Annotated in this window: 43 protein-coding genes; 5 read left to right on the top strand and 38 right to left on the bottom strand. The window is 43.2% G+C overall.

Annotated features, from left to right (window positions below):
* Position 1 precedes the first annotated feature (1 nt).
* From HMPREF1139_RS02860 to rpsJ, 37 genes are all read right to left on the bottom strand, one after another.
* On the bottom strand, positions 2–904 hold the full coding sequence (locus HMPREF1139_RS02860) for a polyprenyl synthetase family protein (protein WP_009649490.1): 903 nt from the start codon (positions 902–904) through the stop codon (positions 2–4).
* Entirely contained in the window at positions 901–1,998 is a 1,098-nt protein-coding gene (locus HMPREF1139_RS02855) for a DUF7488 domain-containing protein (RefSeq protein ID WP_009649846.1), read from the bottom strand. The genes HMPREF1139_RS02860 and HMPREF1139_RS02855 overlap by 4 nt, the downstream gene beginning before the upstream one ends.
* Positions 1,999–2,000: 2 nt before the next feature.
* Positions 2,001–2,318: a YbaB/EbfC family nucleoid-associated protein gene (locus HMPREF1139_RS02850; protein WP_009649747.1), complete on the bottom strand. Its 318-nt coding sequence runs from the start codon at positions 2,316–2,318 to the stop codon at positions 2,001–2,003.
* Positions 2,319–2,408: 90 nt separating this feature from the next.
* The gene (gene panD, locus HMPREF1139_RS02845; protein ID WP_009649873.1) at positions 2,409–2,756 is read right to left on the bottom strand and encodes an aspartate 1-decarboxylase; all 348 of its coding nucleotides are present in this window, start codon (positions 2,754–2,756) and stop codon (positions 2,409–2,411) included.
* 273 nt (positions 2,757–3,029) lie between these two features.
* Positions 3,030–4,328, bottom strand: a complete 1,299-nt coding sequence (locus tag HMPREF1139_RS02840) for a UDP-N-acetylmuramoyl-L-alanyl-D-glutamate--2,6-diaminopimelate ligase (RefSeq protein WP_009649460.1) — start codon at positions 4,326–4,328, stop codon at positions 3,030–3,032.
* Positions 4,312–4,860, bottom strand: a complete 549-nt coding sequence (locus HMPREF1139_RS02835) for a hypothetical protein (RefSeq protein WP_009649473.1) — start codon at positions 4,858–4,860, stop codon at positions 4,312–4,314. The genes HMPREF1139_RS02840 and HMPREF1139_RS02835 overlap by 17 nt, the downstream gene beginning before the upstream one ends.
* Positions 4,853–5,122: a NifU family protein gene (locus tag HMPREF1139_RS02830; RefSeq protein ID WP_009649487.1), complete on the bottom strand. Its 270-nt coding sequence runs from the start codon at positions 5,120–5,122 to the stop codon at positions 4,853–4,855. The genes HMPREF1139_RS02835 and HMPREF1139_RS02830 overlap by 8 nt, the downstream gene beginning before the upstream one ends.
* A gap of 390 nt (positions 5,123–5,512) precedes the next feature.
* Entirely contained in the window at positions 5,513–6,040 is a 528-nt protein-coding gene (locus HMPREF1139_RS02825) for an NAD(P)H-dependent oxidoreductase (protein ID WP_009649833.1), read from the bottom strand.
* A 112-nt stretch (positions 6,041–6,152) separates the two neighbouring features.
* The gene (gene rplQ, locus HMPREF1139_RS02820) at positions 6,153–6,509 is read right to left on the bottom strand and encodes a 50S ribosomal protein L17 (protein ID WP_018137097.1); all 357 of its coding nucleotides are present in this window, start codon (positions 6,507–6,509) and stop codon (positions 6,153–6,155) included.
* An 11-nt stretch (positions 6,510–6,520) separates the two neighbouring features.
* On the bottom strand, positions 6,521–7,537 hold the full coding sequence (locus HMPREF1139_RS02815) for a DNA-directed RNA polymerase subunit alpha (protein ID WP_009649689.1): 1,017 nt from the start codon (positions 7,535–7,537) through the stop codon (positions 6,521–6,523).
* A gap of 14 nt (positions 7,538–7,551) precedes the next feature.
* Positions 7,552–8,178 carry a 30S ribosomal protein S4 gene (rpsD, locus tag HMPREF1139_RS02810; protein ID WP_009649525.1) on the bottom strand — a complete coding sequence of 209 codons (627 nt, stop codon included), beginning with the start codon at positions 8,176–8,178 and terminating at the stop codon, positions 7,552–7,554.
* 24 nt (positions 8,179–8,202) lie between these two features.
* A complete protein-coding gene (gene rpsK, locus HMPREF1139_RS02805; RefSeq protein WP_009649639.1) occupies positions 8,203–8,595 on the bottom strand; it encodes a 30S ribosomal protein S11 in 393 nt (130 codons plus the stop codon).
* A gap of 22 nt (positions 8,596–8,617) precedes the next feature.
* Entirely contained in the window at positions 8,618–8,986 is a 369-nt protein-coding gene (rpsM, locus tag HMPREF1139_RS02800; RefSeq protein ID WP_009649750.1) for a 30S ribosomal protein S13, read from the bottom strand.
* A 3-nt stretch (positions 8,987–8,989) separates the two neighbouring features.
* A complete protein-coding gene (gene rpmJ, locus HMPREF1139_RS11215) occupies positions 8,990–9,103 on the bottom strand; it encodes a 50S ribosomal protein L36 (protein ID WP_002941545.1) in 114 nt (37 codons plus the stop codon).
* A gap of 202 nt (positions 9,104–9,305) precedes the next feature.
* Positions 9,306–9,524: a translation initiation factor IF-1 gene (infA, locus tag HMPREF1139_RS02795; protein ID WP_009649712.1), complete on the bottom strand. Its 219-nt coding sequence runs from the start codon at positions 9,522–9,524 to the stop codon at positions 9,306–9,308.
* 27 nt (positions 9,525–9,551) lie between these two features.
* Positions 9,552–10,310 carry a type I methionyl aminopeptidase gene (gene map, locus HMPREF1139_RS02790; RefSeq protein ID WP_009649617.1) on the bottom strand — a complete coding sequence of 253 codons (759 nt, stop codon included), beginning with the start codon at positions 10,308–10,310 and terminating at the stop codon, positions 9,552–9,554.
* Between the two features lies 1 nt (position 10,311).
* Positions 10,312–11,574, bottom strand: coding sequence for a preprotein translocase subunit SecY (gene secY, locus HMPREF1139_RS02785; RefSeq protein ID WP_011992908.1), 1,263 nt, complete (start codon positions 11,572–11,574; stop codon positions 10,312–10,314).
* Positions 11,574–11,975 carry a 50S ribosomal protein L15 gene (rplO, locus tag HMPREF1139_RS02780; RefSeq protein WP_009649704.1) on the bottom strand — a complete coding sequence of 134 codons (402 nt, stop codon included), beginning with the start codon at positions 11,973–11,975 and terminating at the stop codon, positions 11,574–11,576. The genes secY and rplO overlap by 1 nt, the downstream gene beginning before the upstream one ends.
* Before the next feature lie 15 nt (positions 11,976–11,990).
* Complete coding sequence (gene rpsE / locus HMPREF1139_RS02775; RefSeq protein WP_009649732.1) at positions 11,991–12,434, bottom strand: 30S ribosomal protein S5; 444 nt, start codon at positions 12,432–12,434, stop codon at positions 11,991–11,993.
* Between the two features lie 15 nt (positions 12,435–12,449).
* Positions 12,450–12,806, bottom strand: coding sequence for a 50S ribosomal protein L18 (gene rplR, locus HMPREF1139_RS02770; protein ID WP_009649864.1), 357 nt, complete (start codon positions 12,804–12,806; stop codon positions 12,450–12,452).
* A gap of 10 nt (positions 12,807–12,816) precedes the next feature.
* Positions 12,817–13,353: a 50S ribosomal protein L6 gene (rplF, locus tag HMPREF1139_RS02765; RefSeq protein WP_009649839.1), complete on the bottom strand. Its 537-nt coding sequence runs from the start codon at positions 13,351–13,353 to the stop codon at positions 12,817–12,819.
* Between the two features lie 109 nt (positions 13,354–13,462).
* A complete protein-coding gene (gene rpsH, locus HMPREF1139_RS02760; protein WP_009649667.1) occupies positions 13,463–13,858 on the bottom strand; it encodes a 30S ribosomal protein S8 in 396 nt (131 codons plus the stop codon).
* Between the two features lie 9 nt (positions 13,859–13,867).
* Positions 13,868–14,053 carry a type Z 30S ribosomal protein S14 gene (locus HMPREF1139_RS02755; RefSeq protein WP_009649734.1) on the bottom strand — a complete coding sequence of 62 codons (186 nt, stop codon included), beginning with the start codon at positions 14,051–14,053 and terminating at the stop codon, positions 13,868–13,870.
* Between the two features lies 1 nt (position 14,054).
* Positions 14,055–14,600 (bottom strand): 50S ribosomal protein L5, encoded by a 546-nt coding sequence (rplE, locus tag HMPREF1139_RS02750; RefSeq protein ID WP_009649613.1) that lies wholly within the window; start codon positions 14,598–14,600, stop codon positions 14,055–14,057.
* 5 nt (positions 14,601–14,605) lie between these two features.
* Positions 14,606–14,842, bottom strand: a complete 237-nt coding sequence (rplX, locus tag HMPREF1139_RS02745; RefSeq protein ID WP_009649611.1) for a 50S ribosomal protein L24 — start codon at positions 14,840–14,842, stop codon at positions 14,606–14,608.
* A complete protein-coding gene (rplN, locus tag HMPREF1139_RS02740; protein ID WP_009649740.1) occupies positions 14,842–15,210 on the bottom strand; it encodes a 50S ribosomal protein L14 in 369 nt (122 codons plus the stop codon). Before rplN ends, rplX begins: the two co-directional genes overlap by 1 nt.
* Entirely contained in the window at positions 15,210–15,461 is a 252-nt protein-coding gene (gene rpsQ, locus HMPREF1139_RS02735) for a 30S ribosomal protein S17 (RefSeq protein WP_009649669.1), read from the bottom strand. The genes rplN and rpsQ overlap by 1 nt, the downstream gene beginning before the upstream one ends.
* Positions 15,462–15,471: 10 nt before the next feature.
* Complete coding sequence (gene rpmC, locus HMPREF1139_RS02730; RefSeq protein ID WP_009649515.1) at positions 15,472–15,657, bottom strand: 50S ribosomal protein L29; 186 nt, start codon at positions 15,655–15,657, stop codon at positions 15,472–15,474.
* Positions 15,644–16,069 (bottom strand): 50S ribosomal protein L16, encoded by a 426-nt coding sequence (gene rplP / locus HMPREF1139_RS02725; RefSeq protein ID WP_009649480.1) that lies wholly within the window; start codon positions 16,067–16,069, stop codon positions 15,644–15,646. Before rplP ends, rpmC begins: the two co-directional genes overlap by 14 nt.
* Before the next feature lie 2 nt (positions 16,070–16,071).
* Positions 16,072–16,770 (bottom strand): 30S ribosomal protein S3, encoded by a 699-nt coding sequence (gene rpsC, locus HMPREF1139_RS02720; protein WP_009649492.1) that lies wholly within the window; start codon positions 16,768–16,770, stop codon positions 16,072–16,074.
* A 1-nt stretch (position 16,771) separates the two neighbouring features.
* On the bottom strand, positions 16,772–17,104 hold the full coding sequence (gene rplV, locus HMPREF1139_RS02715; RefSeq protein WP_011992852.1) for a 50S ribosomal protein L22: 333 nt from the start codon (positions 17,102–17,104) through the stop codon (positions 16,772–16,774).
* Between the two features lie 10 nt (positions 17,105–17,114).
* Entirely contained in the window at positions 17,115–17,396 is a 282-nt protein-coding gene (rpsS, locus tag HMPREF1139_RS02710) for a 30S ribosomal protein S19 (protein ID WP_009649595.1), read from the bottom strand.
* A 2-nt stretch (positions 17,397–17,398) separates the two neighbouring features.
* A complete protein-coding gene (gene rplB, locus HMPREF1139_RS02705; protein WP_009649696.1) occupies positions 17,399–18,232 on the bottom strand; it encodes a 50S ribosomal protein L2 in 834 nt (277 codons plus the stop codon).
* Between the two features lies 1 nt (position 18,233).
* The gene (locus HMPREF1139_RS02700; RefSeq protein ID WP_009649499.1) at positions 18,234–18,515 is read right to left on the bottom strand and encodes a 50S ribosomal protein L23; all 282 of its coding nucleotides are present in this window, start codon (positions 18,513–18,515) and stop codon (positions 18,234–18,236) included.
* A 1-nt stretch (position 18,516) separates the two neighbouring features.
* Positions 18,517–19,131, bottom strand: coding sequence for a 50S ribosomal protein L4 (gene rplD / locus HMPREF1139_RS02695; protein WP_009649562.1), 615 nt, complete (start codon positions 19,129–19,131; stop codon positions 18,517–18,519).
* A complete protein-coding gene (rplC, locus tag HMPREF1139_RS02690) occupies positions 19,128–19,706 on the bottom strand; it encodes a 50S ribosomal protein L3 (RefSeq protein ID WP_009649777.1) in 579 nt (192 codons plus the stop codon). Before rplC ends, rplD begins: the two co-directional genes overlap by 4 nt.
* An 18-nt stretch (positions 19,707–19,724) precedes the next feature.
* Positions 19,725–20,033, bottom strand: a complete 309-nt coding sequence (gene rpsJ / locus HMPREF1139_RS02685; RefSeq protein ID WP_009295257.1) for a 30S ribosomal protein S10 — start codon at positions 20,031–20,033, stop codon at positions 19,725–19,727.
* A gap of 228 nt (positions 20,034–20,261) precedes the next feature.
* Between rpsJ and HMPREF1139_RS02680 the strand changes: the two genes are divergently transcribed.
* The gene (locus tag HMPREF1139_RS02680; RefSeq protein WP_009649614.1) at positions 20,262–21,359 is read left to right on the top strand and encodes an ATP-binding protein; all 1,098 of its coding nucleotides are present in this window, start codon (positions 20,262–20,264) and stop codon (positions 21,357–21,359) included.
* A gap of 236 nt (positions 21,360–21,595) precedes the next feature.
* Positions 21,596–22,465 (top strand): S-adenosylmethionine tRNA ribosyltransferase, encoded by an 870-nt coding sequence (locus HMPREF1139_RS02675; protein WP_009649878.1) that lies wholly within the window; start codon positions 21,596–21,598, stop codon positions 22,463–22,465.
* Here HMPREF1139_RS02675 and HMPREF1139_RS02670 read toward each other — a convergent pair.
* On the bottom strand, positions 22,462–23,253 hold the full coding sequence (locus HMPREF1139_RS02670; protein ID WP_009649751.1) for an amidohydrolase family protein: 792 nt from the start codon (positions 23,251–23,253) through the stop codon (positions 22,462–22,464). The genes HMPREF1139_RS02675 and HMPREF1139_RS02670 overlap by 4 nt on opposite strands.
* 109 nt (positions 23,254–23,362) lie before the next feature.
* Between HMPREF1139_RS02670 and HMPREF1139_RS02665 the strand changes: the two genes are divergently transcribed.
* The 3 genes from HMPREF1139_RS02665 to HMPREF1139_RS02655 all read left to right on the top strand — a co-directional run bounded on the left by HMPREF1139_RS02665 (position 23,363) and on the right by HMPREF1139_RS02655 (position 25,244).
* Entirely contained in the window at positions 23,363–23,701 is a 339-nt protein-coding gene (locus HMPREF1139_RS02665; RefSeq protein ID WP_009649607.1) for a winged helix-turn-helix transcriptional regulator, read from the top strand.
* A gap of 298 nt (positions 23,702–23,999) precedes the next feature.
* On the top strand, positions 24,000–24,692 hold the full coding sequence (locus tag HMPREF1139_RS02660) for an aspartate/glutamate racemase family protein (protein ID WP_009649800.1): 693 nt from the start codon (positions 24,000–24,002) through the stop codon (positions 24,690–24,692).
* Complete coding sequence (locus HMPREF1139_RS02655) at positions 24,693–25,244, top strand: ribonuclease HII (RefSeq protein WP_009649705.1); 552 nt, start codon at positions 24,693–24,695, stop codon at positions 25,242–25,244. It begins immediately after the preceding gene.
* Positions 25,245–25,296: the final 52 nt, after the last annotated feature.

The following is a 25,296-nucleotide window of genomic DNA, read 5'->3' as shown; positions in this document are numbered from 1 at the left end:
TTCAACCTTTCAAGTGTTTATCTATCAAATTTTCAACCACGTTGCAAACGCCCTTTGGCATATCCGAAAGCTCTCGGCGTATCTTTGCGATGAGCTCGTTTTTACTGGCTCTAGCGCCATCAATGCCAAGTAAATTCGTAAAAGAATTCTTTGTAACATCGTTATGCACTGGCTTTCCAGCCTCGCTCTCGTCGCTAGTAGCGTCTATGAGGTCATCTTCTATCTGAAAGGCTAAGCCCAGATCAAGTCCGATGCCGTAGATCCGCTCGCACTGCGCCGCGTCAAGAGCTGCGATGACTGCGCCCATTTCAAGGCTTGCTGCGATCAGCTTGGCGGTCTTGTGGATATGCAGGAATTCTAGTTCGTCTAAATTTAGCCTTTTTTGAGCGAGACCGAGCCTATTTTTAGCGTTTTTCACATCTGCTTTATCGCTATTTTCAAAAAAGCAATCAAGCGCCTGACCAAGCACCATACCGCTAGCTCCTGCATTGGCGCTTAAAATTTCGACGCATTTTACGATGACGGGCGCCTCCAGGTCGGCACGTGAAATTTCATAAAAAGCCTGCGTATTTAGCGCATCTCCTACGAGTATAGCCGTGACCTCATCGTATCTCGTGTGAAGCGTAGGCACTCCGCGACGAAGCGGCGCATCGTCCATAGCGGGCAGATCGTCGTGGATGAGCGAATAAGTATGCATCATCTCAAGCCCGAGTGCCACTCGCATCGCATCTTGCGTAAGCTGCGGACGCAAAGCATCTACGACGCCAAGCAGCAACTGAGCGCGAAAATGCTTGCCGCCAGCTTTCAACATGACGCCAAGCGCCTCCTCGTAATACGGATGGAAGCTCGGCGCTTTGGGCAAATTTACGTTTAGAAATTTTATGAATTCATCGAGCAAGGTCACTTAGGAACTCTCGCAAAAAATTGAAAATCATGCCTTGTAAATAGCAACAAAAAGCTTTGCTGGTCGGCTATCTTTGCTAGCAAATCAGCGCGATCTACGACCTCTTCTTGATTTACCTGTAATATCCTATCGCTCACCTTTATACCGAATTTATCGGCGTTAGAGCGCGGTTCGACCTTTGTCACGACTAGATTTTTACCTACGCTTATGCCGTAGTCTCTTAAAATTTTATCGTCCATCTGCGAGGAAATTTCACCGGGCATCACGTTTAAATTTGGCATACTCATGCTATCTGGCATCAACGCATCAAGGCTTTGGGTAAATTTTAGATCCCCAGATACCGGCACCTGATATAAAAGCTCGGCTCTGTCGCGCTTTACGATGATGTCTAGCTTGCTGCCTTTTGGCGCAAAGAGTATCGCCTCGTTTAGCTCTCTTAGGCTCTTTGGCGATTTGGAGTTTATGCTGATAAGCTCGTCATTTACCATCAGCATCTTGCCTCGGCCCAAAGGATCGACCGACGCCACGAAAAATTTGCCGTCTTTTGGTAAAAATTTCACGCCTATATCGCCGTAATACACATCATCATACGCCGCAAAATGCTTTAAATAGCGGTTCGGGATAAATTTATCGCCGCCCACGCTTATGCCTATCATCTTGCAACAAGGGGTATTTATCTCGCCGGTCGCGTTATACTCGAAGCTAAGCGTATCAAATTCGCCTAAATTTTGTCCGAGTGCTTTTATGTGGCCCATTTTCGTGTTATTGTTATCGCTTAAGATCCCGACCCAAGTGCTCTTTTTTATACGCTCCTCGTTCGTCTCGTCAGCCATCGCGGCGGGGCTTAGATCGCTGTTTGAGCGCACGAGATAAAGCTGCAAATAAGGATCGAATTTCACGTAGTCGTTTATCGGGGCTTCGCCGTTTTTAGGCACGGCGATGAGATCCTTGGTGAGTACGACGCCAAAATGGTTATTCACAGCCACGATAGAATTTTTGTTTTTTTCGTAGCAAGCGTGGAAATCGTCTTGAGTCGGGCGCGGATCGGCAAAAAGCCAAACACCAAAGCAGATGAGTAAAAGGAGTTTTTTCACGTTTATCCTTTAAAGCCAAAGTCGCCAAGACCGCCCAGCATCCTACCGGCTATCGCCTTTTTGTCGTCCTCGGCCATTTTTAAAACGTCGTTTATCGCGCTTATGAGTAAAATTTGCAGGCTCTCTTTGTCTTCGAGCAAGCTATCATCGATCGTGATATCCAAAATTTCGCCCTTGCCGTTTGCTTTGACACTGACTAGTCCGCCGCCGCTTTTTGCGCCGAATTCTTTATTCAGACTCTCGGCCTCCAGCGCTGCTGCCTGCTCTTTGGCTTTTTCAAGCACTTCGCCCATCTTAGAAAAGTCAAATCCCTCAAACATAAAAACACCTTTGAAATTTTGACAGATTATAACACAAGCTTGCTTAGGTTTTAGGCCCAAGCCCTTTTGCGCTCGTCAAAATTTGCGATTTTATTTTTTGATCATCTCGTTTTTCGCATTTACGTGCACGATGGTCGGGCTGAATTTCTTGGCTTTTTTAAATTTCATGCTAGCATACGCCACGATGATGACGATGTCGCCTATGCAGACCTTGCGTGCAGCTGCGCCGTTTAGGCAGATCTCGCCTTTTTTGCCCTTGATGACGTAGGTGGCGAAGCGCTCGCCGTTATTCACGTCTAAAATTTCGACCTTTTGATTTTCTAGTAAATTTGCCGCACGCATGAGCTCCTCGTCTATCGTGATCGAGCCTACGTAGTTTAAATTTGCGTCCGTGACGGTAGCGCGGTGAATTTTACTGGATAAAATTTCTACTCTCATGATTTTCCTTCGGTTTTGTTTTAAGGCTCTGTTATAATAAATCATTTACATTCGCTTCGCAAACCCAGCTCACTCCGCAAAGCGCCGAACATATAGCACGAAAATCGCGTTCAGCTTTATAGCTTCACTGATTTTCGGCGGCGATAGCGTCGTTTCGCAAGGTTTGACTTTGCTTTAGAAAATACTTTTTTTATAATAGAGTCTATTTTAAGAAAGCATCGATGCCAAAAATAGGCGATTTGCATCTCGTCTAGCAAGCTGGGACGTGAAAATTCAACTCTTTAAAGCCAAAGCCTTTAAAACGACCTCTTTGTCGCTAAATGGATGTTTTACACCCTTGATCTCTTGATACTCTTCATCGCCCTTGCCAAGTATCACGAGCGCCCAACCAGCGCCCAGCTCTTTTAGCCTACCAAGCCCCAGCTCGATCGCCTTTTTGCGGTCACTGATACGCGATACGCTCTCGTCCATACGCATACCGGCGCAAATTTCATCTATTATTGCTTCTGGCTCTTCGCTTCTTGGGTTATCGCTGGTGACGATACAGATCTGAGCGTATCTTTGCGCTATAGCACCCATTTTCGGGCGTTTGGTATTGTCCCTGTCACCGCCCGCACCAAAGATCACGATTAGGTTTAGATGACGCAACGCATTTAGCACTTTTTCTATCCCGTCAGGCGTATGAGCGAAGTCCACGATCACCAAAGGTTCACTACTCACGACCTCGACGCGTCCATCCACTCCACTAAATTTACTAATCGCCTTTGAAAGCTTGGAATTTTCAGGCTTTGCGAGCAAATACACCGCTCCAAGTGCGGCGATAAGGTTGTAAAGATTAAATTCCCCCTGAAGCGGCGAATCTATCTGCACATCGCCGTTTGGCGTTTTTATGACAGCATCGATGCCGCCCTTTAGACCGTAAGCGACCGGAGCAAAGGAAGCGGGCTTTTTAAGCGAATAAGTATAAGCGTTTTTAGGGTTAAATTTTATCCCGCCGTCATCGATATTTATGAGCTTTAGGCTATCGTCCTCAAAAAAGCTCGATTTTACGCGCGCATACTCTTGCATGCTCTTGTGATAGTCGAGGTGGTCCTGGGTCAAATTCGTAAAAATTTTAAGTGCGAATTTCAGGCTCTCGATACGTTTTTGATCTATCGCGTGAGAGCTGACCTCCATTATGAAATATTTGCAGCCGCGCTGGCTTGCAGCTTTTAGATACCCAAGCGTCTGCAAGATCGCGCTAGTAGTCAGCGCCTTTTCGTCTATGCGCTCGCCCTCTATGAACGCGCCGCGCGTGCCGCTAAGAGCGCACTTATGCCCAAGCTCTCTTAATGTCTCGTAGATCGCTGCAGCGGTCGTAGTCTTGCCGTTTGTGCCGGTGATGCCGACGATCTTGATATTTTCGTCGATATTTAAAATTTTCTTGCACTCTTCGAGACTGATGAGCTTTGCGCCTTTTTTCACGGCGTCTTGGGAAAATTTAGAATTTGCATGCGTTTGCACGAAAAAGCAGCCGCGCTCGCACTCGTTCGAGTTGTCCGTCACGAAATTTTTATCAATGGATATTTTCATCGCCCTGTCTTTTTTGTATCTCTTTTAAAAGTACGCCTATGCGCTCGTCTCCGCTAAACATCACGGCCGCGCTCTCAAGGTAGTTCATACCCATTTCAAGGAAATTATTTTTTATGAGATTTTCTAAAAATTCTAAAAAATCGTCCTTGTTCGAGATCATGACCTTGGTCGAAAACATGATGTTTTCAAAGACTTTTTTGAAATTCCCCTCGCGCCAGACGGCCTCTTTAAAGTCCTCATAGCTGATCGCGTCTTGCTCCTCAAAGTCATCCTCAGAAACGATCCTAGACTCCAAGACCTCCAAAATTTCGTCGAAATTTCCTTTGGTATCGCCGCGCCTATCCTTGTTTATGAAATACTCAAAGAGCATCCTTGCCTCTTCAGGGCTTTCTTGCGCGAGCGAGCAAAGCTGGATGAAAAATAGCACGTTTTTATCTTTGCTGGCTTCATAAGCGAGCGAGAAATATGTCATCGCCTCGCGAAATTTAGCTTTTTTGAAATTTTTTATGCCAAGTTTTTTATAATTAATCAAATTTGACCTCTTCTCCAAGGGGGATATTTACGACCTCAAGCTCAGGGTGGATATCTATGCGAAGCTGGCGTTCGATGCCGTATTTTAGGGTCGTCGTGCTCGCCGCGCAGCCGTGGCAATGCCCGGTAAGGCGCAGATAAATTTTGCCGTTTTTTATGCCTAAAAGCTCCATGCCTCCACCGTCGTTCTCAAGCATCGGTAACACCTTTTGTAGGCTCGCCGTGACAGGCTTTAAAAGCTCTTCGTCGCTAAATGGTATCATGTTTTACCTCTTGAAATTTTTGGGTTATTATACACTTTTTGGCAAAAGAAAATTTAAAGTGCTTATTTTGCCGTGATTATTTTTATAAAAATTAAGAAAACGAACGACCCACTTGTAGTCGCGTTTAGTAAAGCTTTATTGAAATTTACCGTCAGCTTTACAAATTTTACTCATCCACCCTCCGCGCGGGGGACGACCTCTAGCGCGGGGAATGCAAACACTATTCGAGCAAAACAGCACCTGCGTGGGAGTGGCTCCGCTACTTATGAGAGCAGGAAATACGATCTGTATTCAAATAATGGCCTAGCTTATTGTTTCGTAGCTCTTAAAGGCGATTCATAAGGTGCTCAAATCCAGGCGAAATTTAGCACGCAACAGATAAAAGCGCATCTAAACCGAAGCGATAAAATCGATATATGCAGGCACGCTCGCCTCTATACGCTCTGGCGTGGCTTTAAATTCCGCGTCGTAAAATGCTACGAAATTTTTATAATTTGCTCCGCAGTAGCCAAAAGTCATCTCAAACGGTACTAGAATTTCCTTTAAAGAGTAGTGATATTTGCCTGTTCTGGTATAGTTTTTCTCGCCTATACCAGCAATCACAGCCAAGGCCATGTTGCGACCTTTGAGTGCTTCGTCGCCCTTACCGTAAGCCCAACCGTCCGTGAATACATCATCAAGCCATTTTTTCATTAGCGGCGGGCAGTTGAACCAATATATCGGAAACTGCAAAACGATGCTGCCATGTACCTCGATCAGCATCTGTTCTCTCTTTACGTCTATGATCTCTTGTGGATACTCGCCGTATATATCGTGGATAGTAAATTTATCCGGATACTTTATTGCTTCTTGTATCCAGCGTTTATTTACTTTCGAATCCTTTATGGATGGGTGCGCCAAGACTATGAGAGTCTTCATTTTATCTCCTAAATTTTAAAATTTGGAGACGATTATAAGACGTTACTAATAACAAAAGGTATAAAAATAAGGGGAAGCAGAGGGCAAAATTTAGCCCTCCATTTGAATTTAGTTATTCGCTTACCAGTTCGATATATGCCATCTCTGCAGCATCGCCACGGCGGATGCGGGTTTTGATTATCCTTGTGTAGCCGCCGTTGCGCTCTTTAAATTTAGGGGCGACTTCAGTGACTAGCCTATTTGTACTCTCTTTGTCTTGCAAAGCGGCAAAAACCGCTCTATGAGCGTTAGAGTCACCTTTTCTGGCTCTTGTGATGAGCTTTTCGACATAGCTTCTAAGCTCTTTAGCTTTTGGCAGTGTCGTCTCTATTTTTTCGTTTTTGATGATCGCGATAGCTAAATTTTTAAGCAACGCGGATCTATGAGATGACGTTCTACCAAGTTTTCGATATCCGTGTTTATGTCTCATTTATTGTCCTTTTATTCTTTTGCACTCATTTGTGATTTTAGCTCGGCGATCTTTTTTCGCAGCTGCTCTTTACTATCTTTTAGCACATCACTACCCACAGGATAGCCGATCTCTTCCATGACGGCTTTTATCTCCTCAAGAGATTTTTTGCCTAAATTTTTAAGATCTTTAAGCTCGTTTTCATCCATCAATGCAAGCTCACCTATATATCTGATCTCAGCCTTATCAAGGCAGTTGAAGCTTCTAGCGCTTAAATTTAGCTCTTCGACGCTTGAAAGTAGCTTTGCATGCTCCCCGCCGACACTACTGCTCATCATCGGAGCGTTCACATCGATATCTAAAACGCCTTTAAATACTGACATTTGTTGATACATGGCCTCTAGGCAGTGTTTAAATGCCTCTATCGGGCCTACTTGACCATCTGTCGTGATGGTAAATACAATCTTTTCATAGTCCGGATCGTCTTCTACAAGAACGTTTTCAAGCTCATATACAGCTTTTTTGACAGGAGTGAAGAAAGCATCAAGTGCGATATAATCGTCCTCGATCTCCTCGCGGATCTCCTCGCTAGGCACATATCCGATACCCTTTTGAATGATAACGCTGAAATTTAGCTCTGCGTCTTCATTGATCGTAGCAAGATAAGCATCGGGGTTCACGATCTCTACGACATCGTTGTTAAGATCGGCTCCCGTTATCTCTTTTGGACCTTTAAAGCTATACTCTACGACCTCACGTTCGCTATCGTTTTTGAGTTTGAAGCGAATTTTCTTTAAATTTATAATGAAAAACGCAACGTCCTCAAGCATGCCGCGCATACTGTCAAATTCGTGGCTGACACCTTTGATCTTTACGCCAATAGGCGCAAAACCGACCGTGCTTGTGTAAAGAAGACGACGAAGCGGGTGAGCCAATGTGACTGCATAACCGGTCTCAAAAGGATATGCAGTTATCTTTGCTACGTTCTCGCTGATGCTTTGAACTTCGATCTCAGTTGGCATATAAGCTGATGTAGTAATCTTTCTCATCTTTATACCTTCTATTATTTTGAGTAAAGCTCGACTATGAATCTTTCCTCTATCGGAATGATAACCTCTTCTCTTTCTGGATTTCTGGTGAAAATTCCAAATTTCTTATCTTTTTCAACATCAACCCAGCCGACGATACCGGTCTGAGCGGTAAGATCAATCGCGCGAACAATTTGCGGATTATTTTTAGATTTTTCGATAACTTCTACTTTAGATCCCGGCTCCACTCTGTAAGAAGGGATGTCCACTCTCTTACCGTTTACAAGGATATGTCCGTGAGTTACGAGCTGACGTGCGAAACGACGAGTTGTCGCAAAGCCCATCCTATAAACTACGTTATCTAGCCTTTGCTCTAAAAGCTGGACTAAAAGCGCACCGGTATTTCCCTCGCGACGTGCTGCTTCTTGGAACAATCTTCTAAATTGCTTTTCTGAAATTCCATACATGAATTTAGCTTTTTGCTTCTCGCGAAGCTGTAAGCCATATTCGCTTATTTTCGCTCTTCTTTGTCCGTGTTGTCCCGGTGCATACGGTCTTTTATCAAGCGCACTTTTACCTGCAAGCCTTCTCTCGCCTTTTAGTGCAAGAGAAACACCAAGACGTCTTTCTAGTTTTTCAACAGGTCCTGTATATCTAGCCATAATAATTTCTCCTAATTTCTATTCTTAGACACGGCGGCGTTTTGGTGGTCTGCAACCATTGTGTGCAAGCGGGGTGATATCTTTAAGAAAAGTCACTTTGATGCCTTCGACCGCTCCTACGCTCTTAACTGCCGTTTCGCGTCCGCTGCCCGGACCTTGTACTTTTATACCGACTTCTTTTATACCATGCTCTTTTGCTTTATTTAGTGCATCTTCAACAGCTTGTTGAGCTGCGTAAGGAGTCGATTTTTTGCTTCCTTTAAATCCAAGACCACCGGCACTGCTCCATGCGATAGCATTCCCCATCTCATCGGTAACGGTCACCATCGTATTATTAAATGTCGCACTGATATAAACGATACCTTTGGCTATACTTTTTCTAACAACTTTTTTCTTTACGATTTTTCTTTTTGCCATTTACTATCCTTTAACCCTTGCCTTACTTAGTAGCCGCGCCGACGGTTTTACGTCTGCCTTTTCTAGTTCTTGCGTTAGTTTTTGTCTTTTGTCCGCGAACAGGAAGGCCTTTTCTATGGCGAAGACCTCTATAACTTCCAAGATCCATAAGTGCCTTTATATCCATAGCGACTTGTTTCCTAAGGTCACCTTCGACTATATGATGCTCCTGGATCTCTTTACGGATGGCTGCGGCCTCATCTTCACTCAGCTCAAAAACTCTCTTGTCGTAAGAGATACCCGCAGCGTCAAGAATTTGACGTGACTTGTAAAGACCTATGCCATAGATATATGTCAAACCATACTCTATTCTCTTTTTGTTTGGTAAATCTACACCTGCAATACGTGCCATGCCTTATCCTTGTCTTTGTTTATGTTTTGGATTTTCGCAGATAACACGAATGATACCGCTACGTTTGACAATTTTGCATTTGTCACACATCTTCTTTACAGAAGGACGAACTTTCATCTTAGTCTCCTAAAAATTTATTCCACTTTTTTAGGGGCTGCATCAGGTTTAAAGAAAAATTTTAAACCAACTATTTTCAAAATAAGTGGGAACTTTGAAAACAATTCTTCATACAGCTTGTTGCAAAGGTTGGATTTTATCCAAATCCAGCTTTAAATTTACTTAGTATGTCGCCGATAACGGATCTGACGATACTGAAATTTTACTTATATCTATAAGTTATGCGACCTTTATCAAGGCTATAAGGCGTAAGCTCTACCTTGACACGGTCTCCTGGCATTATCTTTATATAGTGCATTCTCATCTTGCCTGCTATATGACACAAAATCACATGCTTATTGTCAAGCTCGACTTTGAATGTTGCGTTTGGCAATGCCTCGACTACGTTGCCGTCAATCTCTATGACGTCATCTTTTGCCATCTATCCTCCTTTCTTAAATTTAAAATTTCAAGCTATCGATAAAATTTCGGCTTTATTATCTATAATAGCCATACAATGCTCGTAATGGCTCGTTCTTAGGCCGTCTTTTGCAGTGACTTTCCATTTATCCTCACCGACTATCGGGGTGCCGTCAGTGTGGCAGATCATCGGCTCTATGCAAAAAACCATTCCGTTTTTAATCTTCGGACCGGCCTTTGGGTTGTTTCCTTCCAGATAATTTGGAATTTCAGGCTCTTCATGGGGGCGTCTGCCTATGCCGTGTCCGCAGTATCCGCGAAGCGGCACGAACCCGCGAGCGATTATAAATTTTTCAAGCTCGTAGCAAATCTCTTTAAAATGCATGCCAGCTCTTATGAAATCCACCGCGAAATAAAGCGCGTCCTTACTGCACGCGATGAGCTCTTCATCTTCCTTTGAAATTTTACCGACTCCAAACGTCCTGGCGCTATCGCCGAAATATCCGTCTAAATTTGAGCCTATATCGACGCTCACGATATCGCCTTCTTTTAAAACGTATTGGTTTGGGATACCGTGTATGACGACCTCGTTCACGCTTATGCAAGCTGCGTTTGGAAAGCCGTAAAGCCCTTTAAAAGCGGGTTTGGCACCGGCAGCTCTTATCATATCTTCGCAAATTTTATCTATTTCAAGGAGTGAAATTCCGGGTTTTATTATGGTAGAAACGTGATCTAGCGTTTGAGCGACGATCTTATTCGCCGCTCGCATTTTTTCGATCTCAGCGGGTCTTTTTAGCGAGATCGCCATTTTATAGACCTACCGCACTTAGAGTTTGGTATTTGTTCATATAAATTTGAGCCTCTATGCGCCTCATCGTATCAAGTGCGACCGAAACGACGATGAGCACTGACGTACCGCCAAAATAAAATGGCACACCCATAGTTTTGACCAAAACCCAAGGTAAGGTCGAGATGAGACCTAGATAAATCGCACCGCTTAGCGTAAGCCTACCTGCGACATCGTTTAGATAACTCGCGGTATTTTCGCCGGGTCTGACTCCGGGGATGAACCCGCCTTGTCTCTTTAAATTTTCGCTGATGTCTTTTGTATTAAAGACGATAGAAGCGTAGAAAAATGCAAAAAAGATGACAAAGAGGAACGTCAAGAAGTTGAACATATATCCTTGTGGATTCAAAAAGTCGTTTATGGCTTGAGCGTATTTGTTCGTGCTTGCTTGCAAAATGGTACTAGGGAACATAAGTATCGCACTGGCAAAGATAGGCGGGATGACGCCGCTTAAATTTACCTTTATCGGGATATAGTTCATTATGCGCTTATTTTGATTTTGCATGACGACTTTGCGTGAATACGAGATAGGGATGCGTCTCTCACCCATCTCCACAAAGATGATAATGCCGATAGTCACCAAAATAATGATGAAAATTCCGATCGCAACCAAGAAATTCATCTCGCTTGTATTTATTAGGTTTACCGTTCCACCGATCGCATTTGGAATTCCAGAAACGATACCTGCAAAAATGATAAGGCTTATGCCGTTTCCTATACCGCGCTGAGTTATCTGCTCGCCTATCCACATAAGTAGCATAGTTCCTGTCAGCATAGATACTGCAGAAATAGCGATGAAAACGTTCATATCTATCATTATAGCTTGCTCGCCGCTACGTCCTGTTATGCTTTGAAGGCCGATAGAAACGCCGATAGACTGGATGAGAGTGATGACTATGGTAGCGTAGCGGATGATTTGCATATATTTTTGCATGCCGTCACGCTCTTTTTTCATCTTTCCTAAATTTGGGAAAGTTGCCGCTAAAAGCTCCATGATGATCGACGAGGTGATGTATGGCATGATGCCAAGAGATATGATACTAAGACGCTCGGCGGCCTTACCGCTGAACATATTAAATAGTCCTAAAGCGTTGCTATTATTCGAGTTAAAGAATTCTTTAATCACATCGACATTAACGCCAGGAACTGGCACATATGCCAGTATCCTGTACGCGAACAAAAATGCCAACGTGATTAATATCTTGTTGGTCAATGTTTTATTCATTATTTCGATCCGCTAACGCTAACGTTCTCGTCTTTTACTTTTGAAGCTAGCTCTTTTGCGCTTACTCCGATAAGTTTAATTTTTGTTACGCTTTTTGAAATTTTATGCACGCTTGCGATCGTCGCGACAGTGATCTCGCTAAGCTCTTTTATAGCGGTGATTTTCTCTACATTGATGACATAAGGTTTTTCGAATTTAGACGTAAAGCCAACTTTCGGAAGGCGTCTTTGAAGCGGTTGTTGGCCACCCTCGAAGCCTCTTTTTTCATTGTAGCCTTTTCTTGCCCTTTGACCTTTGTTGCCTTTGCCGGCAGTTTTACCATTTCCGCTACCTTGACCGCGACCAAGCCTCTTTGTAGCATGAGTCGAGCCGGGAGCCGGAGTTAAATTTTGTAATGCCATATTAGTTCCTTTCTCTTAGCTTTTTAGCAAACTAAGCGCTTTTATAGTTGCGCGGACAACGTTTGCCGAGTTATTTGAGCCAAGTGATTTCGTAAGGATATCTTTGATACCTGCAAGCTCGATAATAGGGCGTGCACCACCACCAGCGATGACACCGGTACCTTCGCTAGCCGGACGAAGTAAAATTCTACTTGCATTATATTTGACTTCTACATCGTGAGGTATAGTAGAGCCTTTGAGCTTGACATGGATGATGTTTTTAAACGCATCATCGATAGCTTTTCTCATCGCGTCAGGTACTTCCTTTGCTTTACCGTAGCCAAAGCCGACTAGCCCGTTTCTGTTGCCTACGACGACCAAAGCCGTAAATCTAAATCTACGACCGCCTTTGACGACTTTCGTAACCCGACCGATATCGACGATTACTTCTTCAAATTCTTCTCTATTATATTTTTCCATCGATTTTCCTTTGGGTTATAGTTTTATGCCGTTTTCTCTTAAAGCATCAGCAAATGCCGCGATGACGCCGTGATACAAGTAGCCGTTCCTATCAAAAACAGCCGTATCTATCTTTTTAGCTTTCAACGCACTTGCAAATTCTTTAGCAAGGATAGCTGCACCCTGTTTGTTTGCCTTTATGCCTAGCTTTCTACCGTCTGCCGCAGCGATAGTCGTAGCCGTGACATCGTCGATAGCTTGGACATAAATAGTTCTATTTGATTTGAAAATAGAGACTCTAGGGGTCGTGGCAACACCTGAAATTTTACCTCTGATCCTTCTTTTTCTCTTAATCCTAAGAGCGAGTTTTCTTTTTAATACTTTTGCTGTCATTTACCGCCCCTTACTTCTTAGATGTCTTGCCCGCTTTGCGGATTATGCGCTCTTCGACATATTTAACACCCTTGCCTTTATACGGCTCTGGCGGTCTAAAGCCCCTTACTTGAGCTGCGACTTGACCGACTACTTGCTTATCATCGCCTTTTATAGTTATGATGTTTTTATCTACGCTAGCCTCGACGCCACTTGGAAGCTCATAATTTATAAGATGCGAAAAACCTAGAGTAAGCTCTAAAATTTTACCTTTTGCAGCCGCTTTGTAGCCGACGCCATTGATCTCAAGCTGGCGGGTGAAGCCACTTGTAAGACCTGTGACTATATTGTTCGCTAGTGCCCTATATGTTCCCCAGTAGGCCCTGCTTTGGCGGTCATCGCCCTTTGGCGAAAATACTATATGACCGTTTTCTACCTTGACATCGACATGCCCTTTTGTGTCGAGCTCTTTTGTATTGTTGCCCTTTTTAAATTTTAGGACGCTATTTGCAACGCTAACATCCACCCCGCTTGGGATAGCGATAGGTTGTTTTCCTATACGTGACATTTTTTTCCTTTTACTTGTCTAGGGTATTGCTACATTTTCGAATCAATACCACAATACCGTAAAATATTTGCTTTGCTTAGAATAGAATTTAGCAAAGCAAAAACCATTTTTACCAAACCGTACAAAGAACCTCGCCGCCAACACCTACTTTACTCGCTTCTATACCGCTCATAACGCCTTTACTGGTGCTGACTATGACCGTTCCATAGCCATTTTTAAAGCGTTTGATATCATCTTTTCCTTGATATACTCTACGTCCCGGCTTTGAAACTCTTTTTAGTTCATTTATGACGCTTCTGCCATGATCGTCGTATTTTAAAACTACATTGATGAATTTCTTGTTGTTCTCTTCTACGACATTATAGCTTTCTACGTAGCCCTTTGCTGCAAGGATGGAAAGTGTAGCCTCGACGACTTTTGAGTGAAGCAATTTAGCCGTTTCAAGCTTTCTCATACTTGCATTTCTAATACGGGTTAGTCCGTCTGATATTAAATCATTTAACATATCTTTTCCTTACCAGCTTGCTTTTTTAAGACCAGGGATCAACCCCTCGTTAGCCATTTTTCTTAGGCAAACACGGCAAATTCCAAAATCTTTATAAACAGAGTGCGGACGTCCGCAAATTTGGCATCTTGTATAGCCGCGCACTTTAAATTTAGGAGCACGAGCGGCTTTTGCTATCATTGATTTTTTTGCCATTTTACTTTCCTTTTGCAAACGGCAAACCAAATAGCTCTAGCAATTTGAATGCCTCTTTATCATTTTTAGCTGTCGTAGCGATAGTGATATTCATACCGTGAGTACGCAAAATTTTATCATACTCGACCTCTGGGAACATAAGCTGTTCGCTAAGACCGAAGTTATAGTTGCCTCGTCCGTCAAAGCCATTTTTAGGCAAGCCACGGAAGTCTTTAACCCTTGGAAGAGCGATAGAGATGAGCTTATCTAAAAACGCATACATCTGCTCTTTTCTAAGAGTCACTTTGATGCCCACAGGAAAGCCCTCGCGCACCTTAAAGCCAGCGACTGACTTTTTAGCATTCGTGATGACAGCTTTTTGTCCGGCGATAAGCGAGATCGTATCAGCCATGTTTTGAAGCACCTTTTGATCCTTTGCAAAATCACCTGCTCCAACGCTGATAACTATCTTTTCTAGCGCAGGAACGAGCATCGGGTTTTTGATATCGAATTCTTTTACAAGAGCAGGTTTTATGCTCTCGTTAAATTTATCTTTTAATCTACCCATGGCTCTTATTCCTCGACTTTCGCTACATTTGAGATGTGTATCGGCATCTCTTTGTTTATATGACCGCCATTTGGTATCTTTTCACTTGGCTTGATAGCCTTTTTAGCCACTTTGCAGCCCTCAACGATGACCTGACTTTTTTTAGCAAGGACTGATAAAATTTTACCCGTTTTGCCTTTATCGTCGCCGGCGATGATCTTTACAAGATCACCTTTTTTGACTTGAAATTTTACATTCGCCATTATAAAACCTCCGGTGCAAGCGAAACGATCTTCATAAAGTTAGCATATCTAACCTCACGACCTACGGGTCCGAAGATACGAGTTCCGATTGGCTCTCTTTTGTTATCTAGGATGACGGCTGCATTCTCGTCGAATCTTATGAGCGAACCGTTGCCTCTTTGAACCTCTTTTTTAGTTCTGACGACGACGGCCTTTACTACTTGACCTTTTTTGATCTTGCCGTTTGGAAGAGCTTTTTTGACAGAACAAATGATAACATCGCCCAAAGTAGCGTAACGTCTTTTACTGCCACCAAGAACTTTTATACACATCAACTCTTTTGCGCCGCTATTATCAGCAACTGCAAGTCTTGTAAAACTTTGGATCATTACTCAACTCCCTTTGCAACAATAGCTTTCAAGCGGAAAGATTTGCGAGCCGAAAGCGGTCTGCACTCAACGGCTACGACAGTATCTCCTGCATTTGTCTCATTTTTTTCATCATGAACCAAATACTTTTTAAAACGTTTTACAAATTTATGATATCTTGGGTGCATAACGCGTCTTTCTACTAAAATAGTAGCCGTCTTATCACCCGCTTTTTGTAAAACTACGCCTTGAATTTCTCTTTTTAATGCCATTTCTCACCCCTTACTTTGAAGCGCTGATTGCAGTATTGATTTGAGCGATCTCTTTTTTGAGAGCTCTAATCTCATTAGGGTTGCTTAACTGCATAGTTTTTAACTTTTGTTTTAGTGTAAATAAAAGCACCTTTTTCTCTTTTAACAACGCGTTTAATTCTGCAACGCTTTTTTCTTTGATCTCAGTATATTTCATTTTCACTCTCTCGCGTTACGAATTTTGACTTGAAAGACAGTTTGTGCATAGCTAGAGTAAGAGCTTCGCGTGCAAGCTCCTCGCTGACACCAGCCATTTCAAATAATATACGACCGGGCTTGATATTCATTACCCACTCTTCAACTCCGGCCTTACCTTTACCCATACGAGTTTGTAGAGGCTTTTTGGTAAGCGGCTTATCAGGGAAAACTCTGATCCAAATTTTAGCCTGTCTTTTTACGTGGCGAGTAAGAGCCTGACGAGCTGCCTCGATCTGACGTGAATTTACACGCCCGGCTTCAACGGCTTTTAGTGCGAATTCGCCTGTCGATAAAGATGCACCGCGAGTTGCATAGCCGCGATTGCGACCTTTCATTTGCTTACGAAATTTCGTTCTTTTAGGCATCAACATGATTATTTACCTCTTCTTGGTCTGCGTGTTTTCTTTGGTGCATCGTCCTCGGTTTTTTCAGGTTGGACACCTTTTTGAAGGACTTCACCTTTAAAGATCCACACTTTTATACCTATGTTTCCATAAGTCGTATGTGCTTCCGCAACGCCGTAATCGATCTTCGCTCTTAACGTATGAAGCGGCACGCGGCCTTCTAGATACCACTCTGTCCTGGCCATTTCGGCACCACCTAGACGTCCTGCAACTGAAATTTTGATACCCTTGGCACCTGATTTTTGAGCGCCTTGGATGACCTTTTTCATTGCGCGGCGGAAAGCCACACGTTTTTCAAGCTGCATAGCGACGTTTTCGGCCGCTAGTTGAGCGGAGGCTTGAGCTTTTCTTTCTTCTTTTATATTTACATTGACCTCTTTGCCGATCAGCTTGCTGACGTCATTTTTTAGGTTTTCGACATCTTGGCCTTTTTTGCCGATGATGATACCGGGACGAGCCGCTACGACGGTCACACGAAGCTTTTTGGCCGTTCTTTCGATCAAGATTTGACTGATCCCCGCATAGTAAAGTTTTTTCTTTAAAAATGCGCGAATTTTATAGTCTTCGCCGATATTTTCAGGAAGGCTAGCTTTAGTAGGGAACCAGCGTGACTCCCAGTTACGGTTGATGCCTAGTCTAAGACCTATTGGATTTACTTTTTGTCCCATATTACGCTTCCTTCTTTTGAGCTTTAGATACTTCGACCATTACGTGAGAAGTCGGTTTGCGAATTTTACTCGCAGTTCCTCTTGCTCTTGGCCTAAATCTTTTTAATACAGGACCGGCATCTACACGGCAACTGCTCACCACAACCTCTTCAGGCTCAAACCCGCCGTTTGCAACAGCCGAGCTGATAGCGTTGGCTATAAATTTAGCTCCGCGGTTTGGCATGAACTGCAAACTTGCAAGGGCAAGCTCAGCGTTCATTCCTTGAACCTCTCTTGCTATTAGTCTAGCTTTCGTAGGAGAAAGTCTTACAAATTTTATAATTGCTTTACTCATCGTCTAACCCCTACTTACCGATTTTCTTTTGCACGGAGCCTTTGTGGCCCTTAAATGTGCGTGTCGGAGCAAATTCGCCAAGCTTGTAGCCGATGTGGTTTTCTGTTACATACACAGGAATAAAGCTCTTACCGTTATGAACGTTAAAAGTTAGTCCAATCATTTCAGGCACAATCGTACTGCGTCTTGACCAAGTTTTGATCGGTTTATTGTCATTGCTAGCCTTAGCAGCGACAACTTTTTTCATTACGTGATCATCTACGAAAGGACCTTTTTTGAGTGATCTTGCCATCTCTATTTTCCTTTCCTTCTTGAAATTATAAGCTTATCGCTTGCTTTTTTACGGCGAGTCTTAGCACCTTTTGTCGGTTTGCCCCACGGAGTTACCGGATGGCGACCTGAATTTTTCTTACCTTCACCACCGCCGTGTGGGTGATCTACCGGGTTCATCGCCGAGCCGCGAGTTTGTGGGCGGATGCCTCTATAGCGGTTACGCCCTGCTTTACCGATCGTGATGTTAGCCCAATCTTCGTTGCCGACGACACCGATACTTGCCATACACTCGGCTAGAATTTGCCTCATCTCGCCACTTGGCATCCTGACGATGACATATTTTTCCTCTTTACCCATGAGCTGAGCGTATCCACCGGCCGAGCGAGCTATCTGAGCGCCTTTACCCGGTTTTAGCTCGATGTTATGAACGATCGTTCCGACAGGGATAAATTTAAGCTTCATGGCATTGCCCGGTTTTATATCGAGCGCGCCCTCGTCGATAGAAGCTATGACATCACCTACGTTTAGGCCATTTGGTCTGATGATATAGCGTTTTTCACCGTCTTTATATGAGATCAAGGCTATACGGCAGTTTCTATTTGGATCGTATTCGATCGCTTCTACTCTGCCCTCGATACCAAATTTCTTACGCTTAAAGTCGATGATACGATAAAGCTTCTTTGCACCGGCTTCTTTATGTCTTGAAGTTATGCGTCCGTTGTTGTTTCTACCGCCGCTTGCCGGAATTTTTACAAGCAAGCTTCTGACGCTTGGCTTAGCGGTGATGTCTTCACTACTTAGCCCCGTCATATATCTACGGCTTGGAGTATATGGTTTATATGATTTTATCGCCATTTTATGCCTCCGTATTTTCTAGGCTAACGCCCTCTGGTAGCTTGACATAAAATTTCTTTATCTCATCGCGCTGACCTACTTTTCCTCTGAAACGCTTGACTTTGCCTGTGATCCTGAGAGAATTTATGCGAAGCGGCGTTACACCAAAATACTCTTTTAAAACTTCTTTTAGCCCGTTTTTCGTGACTTTTGGTGAAGTTTGTATGACTACGACACCTTGTTCTTGAAGGCCAAGAGTTTTTTCTGTATAAATAATCGTTTTGATATCAGTTATATCTGCCATTTTAGCCCTCTTTTGTTATGGTTTGTAGTGCTGCTTTTTCGACGATCACTGAGCTAAAGACTGAAACAAGGTAAGCATTGACTTCGCTTGCATCAACTACATAGCAGTTTGCCATATTTCTAAAAGCAAGAAGCGTTTTATCATCAAGCAAATCTTTAACGATAAGCGCATCTCTTAAATTTAGCGCTTCGATGATCTTGGCCGCATCTTTGGTCTTACCTGACTCTACCGCCAAACTATCTACCGCAAAAAGCTTTCCCGCCTCGGCTTTTTGAGCTAAAGCGCACTCAAGAGCAAGCCTTTTTTGTTTTTTGTTCACTTTTTGAAAGTAGTTTTTCTCGTTTGTCGGGCCAAATGCTACCGCACCGCCAACCCATACGTTAGTTCTAGTAGAGCCCGCACGCGCTCCGCCACGTCCCTTTTGTCTCCAAGGCTTCTTACCGCCGCCGCTTACATAAGCACGACTTTTAGTGTGAGCCGTATTTGCTCTCATGCCTGCTAGGTAAGATTTAACATAAAGATAAAGGTTGTGCGGATTTACCTCCGCGTAGCTCGCAGGAAGCTCAAGCTCACCAGAATTTTCAAATTTATCGTTCAATACTAAAATTTTACTCATTTTACGATCCTTATTCTGCCCATTGCGCCATTGTGTCCCGGAACACAACCCTTGACAACGACGATGCCGTTTTCAGCGTCGAAGCTGACTAGCTCGTTTTTAACGGTAACTTTTTCATTACCCATGTGTCCGGCCATCTTCATACCAGGCTGAACGCGACCCGGCCATTCGCAGTTACCTATAGAGCCGTGGCGTCTGTGAAAACGTGAGCCGTGGCTTTTTGGTCCGCCGCTAAATCCGTGCCTTTTTACGACACCTTGATAACCTCTACCCTTTGAGTTGAAGCTAACTTTTAAAATTTTAGCCTCGCTAAGCGGTGTGAAATCAAGATTTCCGACTTCGCTATTTGCCACTTCAAGAGTTGCAAATTTATTGAATTCGGCAGTTAGATTGTATTTTTTTTGCTGACCTGCAATAGTTTTGTTATTTGCTTTCGTATGAGCGTAAGCCACGATAGCGCGTTTGTTTTCGTCTATCTCACAAACTTTAGCCTCTACGAGCTTTAGCAACGTAACCGGGGTACTTTGTGTAGAAATCGTTCTACTCATGCCTATTTTTTCTACGATATATTCCATACTCTATCCTTTGCTCGCTTATTTCATCGCACGAACTTCGACATTCACTTCTGGAGCAAGGTCGAGTTTGGTCAGACTATCTACGGTCTCCGGAGTAGCCGCTACGATGTCAAGCATACGAGCGTGTATCCTCATCTCAAACTGCTCGCGTGAGTCTTTGTTGATGTGTGGAGATTTCAAGACGGTGTAGCGTTTGATTTTTGTAGGCATTGGCACTGGACCACGAACGTCAGCACCAGTTCTTTTGACAGCTTCTACGATTGCTGCAACTGTGCGGTCTAGAACTCTATGGTCATAAGCTTTGAGCTTTAACCTGATTCTTTCCATTGTTTTTCCTTTAAAAAGAACTTGTCGCAAACTCGCGACCTCTTCACATAAACAAGCCTCGCATAGGATCAAGCGATCATACGAGCAGACATACGTCTTGCGTAAAGAGGTTGTGATTTTACAAAAAAGGCATTATATTGTCAAGGAATTTAGCGATTTTGAGATTAAATTTAGCCATTTTATTTCCTTTTAAAAAGGAAATGTTAGAATAGCGTAAAAGGAGAAATTTTGCAAAATTTAGATTTTTTTTATGAGACACCTTTAAAAACTATAAAATTCATAAACCGAAAGCAGTTCGTCTCAAATCAAAAAACGCTCATAATAGGCTCTCCTCAAAGCGGCAAAACAAGCCTGATGTGTGAATATCTGGCGCAATACAAAGCCGAAGAGAGGCTATATATAAATTTAAAAGATCTGCGGGCGGATCCTTTAAATTTACTTACCGATTTGAGCGAATTTTTAGCCGCGCATCCTAGCTTAAAAGCACTTGGCGTGGACAATCTAAGTAGCCAAAACGAAGCTGAAATTTTAAAAAAGATAGATACTGGCGCGCTTGAGACGATCATTATCGCGACCGATCAAAGGTCATTTAGATTTGAAAATTTCAGCGTTCTCGAGCTTGGCTACCTTGACTACGAGGAGTTTATTCTATTTTTTAAGAAAAATTTAGACGCAAATTTTTTATTCAGCCATTTTTTAGCTCACGGAGGGGCGATAAAATGTGCGTTTTTAGATGCTAGCGAGGTGAGCGAGAGCCTACAAAATGACCTAAAAAAGGAGCTAACCCCTGTAAATTTAAACATCATAAAAGAGTGCGCATCAAAATGTCACGACACCATCAGCGCCTTTGAAATTTATAAAATTTTAAAGCAAAGCGTCAAAATTTCAAAAGATAGCGTTTATGCCGGGCTTAATGAACTAGAAAACAGCGGTTTTATAATTACTTTGCCAAAATTTAACGAGCCAAACGCGACGAAAAAATTATATTTTAGAAATTTCGCTCTACGAAACGCTTTGAGCGCGAAGAAGGACTTCACCGCGACTTTTGCGAATGTGATCCTTTGCGAGCTACTTAAATTTAAGGATGAAATTTTTTATACCAAAGAGCTTGATTTTTTCCTTATAAAAAGGAAACTTGCCGTGCTTTGCATACCTTTTAGCGCAAGCGAGATCATATTTTTAAAATTTAAAAAACTTCACCCACTGCTTAAAAATTTAAACGTCTCGCGACTGCAAGTCATCAGCGTGGCAAACTCGGGCGAGCTAAGCATCGAGGGCATAAAATGTGAAATTTTACCCTTCACCAGGTGGGCTTTGGGGATTTAAATTTAATTTTTGCGTTATAATTTCAAAAGGCTTTGTTACAATATTTCATTTATTTTCAGCTCTTAAAGCGAAGTCAAACCTTGTGAAGCGACGCTATCGCCGCCGATTTACAGGGAAGCGGTAGCTGACCGCGTAAATCGTGCTATATGTTCGGCGTTTTGCGGAGCAAACAGGGTTTGCGAAGTAAGTGTCAATGATTTATTATAACAGAGTCTTTCAAAATTCAAAGGATGAAAATGCGAGCGATTTTTATGATTTTATTTTTGGCGTTCGGGCTTTTTGGATATGAGATAGACCACGAAAATCCAGGCAAATTTTATAAATTTGACGGTGTCGCGGACGGAGCGAAATTTGAGATTTATCTAAGCTATTTTGAAAATGAATTTGAAAATTTTAAGCCAGGTGAAAATTTTCAAATCCCGCCAAAAATCAGCGGACACGCCTTTTTTAACGGGGCTAAATTTGACTTTGATAAAGGAAAAATGGAGCAAAACGGTACGAAAATCTCAGCCCTCTCCGTGCAGTCTGAGTGGCTAAATTTAGATGTCAAAGCCCAGGGCGAGGAGCTAGCAGGCAAGATCATCATCAAAAACAAAGCCTACAAAGCCACGCTAAAACAGGCCGCAAACTACGAGATTTTGGCTCTTGGCGTGCAGCTCGTGCAAAATGGCAAAAGATTTGACGCCATAGTGAGCGACTTTTTCTCGCCAAAATTTAGCAAAAAATATAAAAATGAGCTTAAATCCGAGCTTGACGCACTCAAACAAACGTGGCTCGCAAAGGACGCAGACTCCGCTAGCGTGAGTCAAAATTTAGAGCTTTTTTATCAAAATGACAAGATCAAAAATCTATGCCTAACGAAAAATAAAACCTTGAAAATTTGCGATCTCGTCTCGCAAAAAACGCAAAAAAAGATAAAGCTAAATCAAATTTTTAAAGACCTGAATGACGAAAATTTGAAGCAAATTTTTGCTAAATTTGACATAAAAACGGACATAATTTTCACCCTTTCACCGATTGGTCTCACATTTTACGACGAGGGCAAAAAGAGCGTACCGCTTGACGCAATTAAGCCGTTTTTGAGCGAAAATTTCGGGCTTTTCTAGCCGCCTATAAGCCGTAAAATATTGCCTCCAAGCACCATTTCACGCACCTGCTCGTTGCCGCTTACAAAGCTCACGGCGTCCTTGCAAAGCAGCGGCTCGGAGTATGGCGCATCGGAGCTAAAAATGCACTTTTCGGGCAGCTGCGAGATCGCCATTTTAAGCGCGAGCGTCGAAAAGGCGGCGGATAGGTCGATATAGGCGTTTTTGGTGACGCTGGCAAAGTCAATCACATCCATCCAATGATACCCGCCCATATGCCCGAAAATCACGGAGATTTTGGGGTATTTTTTAGTCAAATTCATCAAAATTTCAAGTCCGCTTCTGCCAAGCGGGAAAAACGTATGCACCCAGACGCAAAGCCCGCTAAAATCGCAAAGTGCCTGGAAAATCGGCTCAATCTCGCAAATTTGCTCGTCGCTTAAAGTAAATTCTCCCACGCCTTTAAAGCCGCTTTGAGCGAGCTTTTCTATCCAAATCCCGTTTTCACCTTGCGTCAAGCCAGTCGGCACGCTACCAAATGCGTAAAATTTATCAGGATAATCCCTTACAAGCGCGGCTAATTCGAGGTTATTTCGCTCGTATCTAGTCATATTTGCCTCCTTTGAAACGCTGCCGGAGAGGATCTTAAACAAAACTTTCATCTCATCTTTTAACTCGCTAAAATTTCGCGATCGCTCGGGATGAGGCGTCGTGCCAAACAATATCGCCCTATCGATGCCAGCGGTTTGGAGCTTTTGTAGCTGCAAGGAAATGGGCGTCATAACGTGCTCGTGAGCGTCTATTATCATAAATTTCTCCTTTTAAATTTGATATAATGCAATCCTAGCGTATTTTTAAAAGCCCTTCAATACGTTAAAATTTAATATTTTGTATCCTTTTTGATACCAAAGAGAGAAAATGGCAAAAGCCCAAAAATCTAGCGATACCTGCCCTATGAGCCTCGGCATAAACGTGCTTAGCGGCAAATGGAAGCTGCAAATTTTATCACTCATCCACGCTAAAAAAGTCGTGCGATTTAACGAGTTAAAGCGAAATTTAGGGCGCATCACCACAAAAACTCTTACCGATCAGCTAAGAGAGCTCGAGGCGCAGGGCGTCGTGCAAAGAGCGGTGTATGCGCAAGTGCCGCCAAAGGTCGAATACTCGCTAAGCCCCGTCGGAGCGCAACTGGAAAAGGTGCTAAAAGAGCTCTGCGAGTGGGGCAAGGAGTATCAAAAGACGCTTAGTGACGGGTAGATTCAGCTCATTTTAAAATATCGGCTAAAATATTTTGTGATAAATTTTGAGCCAAAATTTGAAGTTTGAAGCGTGTCGGCGGCGTTTGATGGCGCTCGTGCGCACTCTATACAAATAGGAAAATACAGAATGGTTAGCGTTGTCCTGCCCGCTTTTGATCACATGGTGTCATAAAAACAATATCTCCGCTCACGCCTAAACCCAGAAAAAAGCTAAATTTAGCCCTTGTTAACACGATTTTAAGCCCTAAATTTGCAAAAAATGCTACCATAATAAAATTTTAGATCAAGGAAAAACGATGAAAAAACTAGGTCTCATCGGCGGCACAGGACCCGCATCCACGCTGCTTTATTACGAGGGTATCGCGTATGGTGTGCAGCGAAAAACTGGTGAAAATTTCTTTCCAAATTTCACGGTCGAGAGCCTGAGTGTGTTTGAAGTGCTAAAAATGTGCAGCGAGCGTAAATTTGATGAGCTTGTTAAATATCTCCTAAACGGCATCGACAGCCTCCACGCCGCAGGAGCGCAGTTTGGGGCTATCAGCGCAAACACTCCGCACATCGTTTTTGACGAGCTCGCCGCGCGCTCACCTATCCCGCTCATCAGTATCGTGGAGGCGACGCTAAAACAATCCCAGCGCGAAAAACTATCTAAAATAGGACTTCTGGGTACTTACACGACGATGAAAGAGAGCTTTTTTAAAACGCCATTTTTGAAAAACGGTATCGAAATTTTCACCCCAAATGAGGATGAGATGAAATTTATCGGCGAAAAGATCGCGACCGAACTCGAACTTAATATAGTAAATAAACAAACTCAAAACAAATTTTTAACTATAATCGAAAATATGCGTAAAATTTACGGCATCGAGTCCGTCGTGCTTGGCTGCACCGAGCTTCCGTTCATCTTTAACGGCGTAAATTTGGGTGTCGGGACGCTCGATACCGCACAGATACACATCGACGCCTTAGTAGATGAGATATTAAGCTAAATGCAAGTTTGCGGTATCGATGAGGCGGGACGCGGTGCGCTGGCTGGTCCTATGGCGGTGGCGGCATGCGTGCTAAATGCCGAAATTTCAGGCCTAAACGACTCCAAAAAGCTCACCCCAAAACGCCGCAAGGAGCTGTTTCACCTCATCACACAAAACTCACGTTATCTCATCGTTTATTTTTCAAACGAGCAGATCGACGAGCTGGGGCTTAGCGAGTGCCTGAGGCGGGCGTTAAATTTATTCAAGCTGCATTTTGCGGACTGCGAGCTACTATATGACGGCAACCAAAACTATGGTACGGGCGTGCAAACGATGGTAAAAGCCGACGCGAAGGTCGCACAGGTCGGGGCTGCGAGCATCCTGGCAAAGGTCAGCCGCGACGAGCTCATGTGCGCGTGGGATAAAATTTACCCGAATTTTGGCTACAAATCGCACAAAGGCTACGGCACGAAAGCCCATTTAGAGGCGATCGCGAAATATGGACAAAATGAAATTTCGCGAAAAAGCTTCGTGATCAAAAATTTTCAACCGAGTTTGGAGCTATTTTAAATATATAGTAAATAAAATTTAGCATGAAAAGCTACGATTTGTGTCGTTTAGA

Source organism: Campylobacter sp. FOBRC14 (assembly GCF_000287855.1).
GTDB classification, from domain to species: Bacteria; Campylobacterota; Campylobacteria; order Campylobacterales; family Campylobacteraceae; genus Campylobacter_A; species Campylobacter_A curvus.
Note: the sequence above shows the minus strand (reverse complement) of the source record. Positions and strands in the feature narration are given on the sequence as shown.

Bases quoted from the DNA above. Each gene is read 5' to 3' on its own strand.
- HMPREF1139_RS02755 (WP_009649734.1), bottom strand. From the start codon at position 14,053: ATGGCAAAAAAATCAATGATAGCAAAAGCCGCTCGTGCTCCTAAATTT.
- rpsD (WP_009649525.1), bottom strand. From the start codon at position 8,178: ATGGCTAGATATACAGGACCTGTTGAAAAACTAGAAAGACGTCTTGGT.
- rpsJ (WP_009295257.1), bottom strand. From the start codon at position 20,033: ATGGAAAGAATCAGGTTAAAGCTCAAAGCTTATGACCATAGAGTTCTA.
- HMPREF1139_RS02670 (WP_009649751.1), bottom strand. From the start codon at position 23,253: ATGATAATAGACGCTCACGAGCACGTTATGACGCCCATTTCCTTGCAG.
- HMPREF1139_RS02660 (WP_009649800.1), top strand. From the start codon at position 24,000: ATGAAAAAACTAGGTCTCATCGGCGGCACAGGACCCGCATCCACGCTG.
- HMPREF1139_RS02675 (WP_009649878.1), top strand. From the start codon at position 21,596: ATGCGAGCGATTTTTATGATTTTATTTTTGGCGTTCGGGCTTTTTGGA.
- HMPREF1139_RS02825 (WP_009649833.1), bottom strand. From the start codon at position 6,040: ATGAAGACTCTCATAGTCTTGGCGCACCCATCCATAAAGGATTCGAAA.
- rpsC (WP_009649492.1), bottom strand. From the start codon at position 16,770: ATGGGACAAAAAGTAAATCCAATAGGTCTTAGACTAGGCATCAACCGT.
- rpmC (WP_009649515.1), bottom strand. From the start codon at position 15,657: ATGAAATATACTGAGATCAAAGAAAAAAGCGTTGCAGAATTAAACGCG.
- HMPREF1139_RS02665 (WP_009649607.1), top strand. From the start codon at position 23,363: ATGGCAAAAGCCCAAAAATCTAGCGATACCTGCCCTATGAGCCTCGGC.
- infA (WP_009649712.1), bottom strand. From the start codon at position 9,524: ATGGCAAAAGATGACGTCATAGAGATTGACGGCAACGTAGTCGAGGCA.
- rplO (WP_009649704.1), bottom strand. From the start codon at position 11,975: ATGGCATTACAAAATTTAACTCCGGCTCCCGGCTCGACTCATGCTACA.
- rplB (WP_009649696.1), bottom strand. From the start codon at position 18,232: ATGGCGATAAAATCATATAAACCATATACTCCAAGCCGTAGATATATG.
- rpsS (WP_009649595.1), bottom strand. From the start codon at position 17,396: ATGGCAAGATCACTCAAAAAAGGTCCTTTCGTAGATGATCACGTAATG.
- rplP (WP_009649480.1), bottom strand. From the start codon at position 16,069: ATGTTGATGCCTAAAAGAACGAAATTTCGTAAGCAAATGAAAGGTCGC.
- rpsK (WP_009649639.1), bottom strand. From the start codon at position 8,595: ATGGCAAAAAGAAAAATCGTAAAGAAAAAAGTTGTTAGAAAAAGTATA.
- rplR (WP_009649864.1), bottom strand. From the start codon at position 12,806: ATGACAGCAAAAGTATTAAAAAGAAAACTCGCTCTTAGGATTAAGAGA.
- rpmJ (WP_002941545.1), bottom strand. From the start codon at position 9,103: ATGAAAGTTCGTCCTTCTGTAAAGAAGATGTGTGACAAATGCAAAATT.
- rplN (WP_009649740.1), bottom strand. From the start codon at position 15,210: ATGATCCAAAGTTTTACAAGACTTGCAGTTGCTGATAATAGCGGCGCA.
- rplQ (WP_018137097.1), bottom strand. From the start codon at position 6,509: ATGAGACATAAACACGGATATCGAAAACTTGGTAGAACGTCATCTCAT.
- rpsE (WP_009649732.1), bottom strand. From the start codon at position 12,434: ATGGAAAAATATAATAGAGAAGAATTTGAAGAAGTAATCGTCGATATC.
- HMPREF1139_RS02830 (WP_009649487.1), bottom strand. From the start codon at position 5,122: ATGATACCATTTAGCGACGAAGAGCTTTTAAAGCCTGTCACGGCGAGC.
- HMPREF1139_RS02700 (WP_009649499.1), bottom strand. From the start codon at position 18,515: ATGGCAGATATAACTGATATCAAAACGATTATTTATACAGAAAAAACT.
- map (WP_009649617.1), bottom strand. From the start codon at position 10,310: ATGGCGATCTCGCTAAAAAGACCCGCTGAGATCGAAAAAATGCGAGCG.
- rpsH (WP_009649667.1), bottom strand. From the start codon at position 13,858: ATGTTAAATGATTTAATATCAGACGGACTAACCCGTATTAGAAATGCA.
- rplF (WP_009649839.1), bottom strand. From the start codon at position 13,353: ATGTCACGTATAGGAAAACAACCTATCGCTATCCCAAGCGGGGTGGAT.
- HMPREF1139_RS02840 (WP_009649460.1), bottom strand. From the start codon at position 4,328: ATGAAAATATCCATTGATAAAAATTTCGTGACGGACAACTCGAACGAG.
- rpsQ (WP_009649669.1), bottom strand. From the start codon at position 15,461: ATGGCATTAAAAAGAGAAATTCAAGGCGTAGTTTTACAAAAAGCGGGT.
- rpsM (WP_009649750.1), bottom strand. From the start codon at position 8,986: ATGGCACGTATTGCAGGTGTAGATTTACCAAACAAAAAGAGAATAGAG.
- rplD (WP_009649562.1), bottom strand. From the start codon at position 19,131: ATGAGTAAAATTTTAGTATTGAACGATAAATTTGAAAATTCTGGTGAG.
- panD (WP_009649873.1), bottom strand. From the start codon at position 2,756: ATGAGAGTAGAAATTTTATCCAGTAAAATTCACCGCGCTACCGTCACG.
- rplE (WP_009649613.1), bottom strand. From the start codon at position 14,600: ATGGGTAGATTAAAAGATAAATTTAACGAGAGCATAAAACCTGCTCTT.
- HMPREF1139_RS02815 (WP_009649689.1), bottom strand. From the start codon at position 7,537: ATGAGAAAGATTACTACATCAGCTTATATGCCAACTGAGATCGAAGTT.
- rplV (WP_011992852.1), bottom strand. From the start codon at position 17,104: ATGAGTAAAGCAATTATAAAATTTGTAAGACTTTCTCCTACGAAAGCT.
- rplX (WP_009649611.1), bottom strand. From the start codon at position 14,842: ATGGCGAATGTAAAATTTCAAGTCAAAAAAGGTGATCTTGTAAAGATC.
- HMPREF1139_RS02850 (WP_009649747.1), bottom strand. From the start codon at position 2,318: ATGTTTGAGGGATTTGACTTTTCTAAGATGGGCGAAGTGCTTGAAAAA.
- secY (WP_011992908.1), bottom strand. From the start codon at position 11,574: ATGAATAAAACATTGACCAACAAGATATTAATCACGTTGGCATTTTTG.
- rplC (WP_009649777.1), bottom strand. From the start codon at position 19,706: ATGGAATATATCGTAGAAAAAATAGGCATGAGTAGAACGATTTCTACA.
- HMPREF1139_RS02655 (WP_009649705.1), top strand. From the start codon at position 24,693: ATGCAAGTTTGCGGTATCGATGAGGCGGGACGCGGTGCGCTGGCTGGT.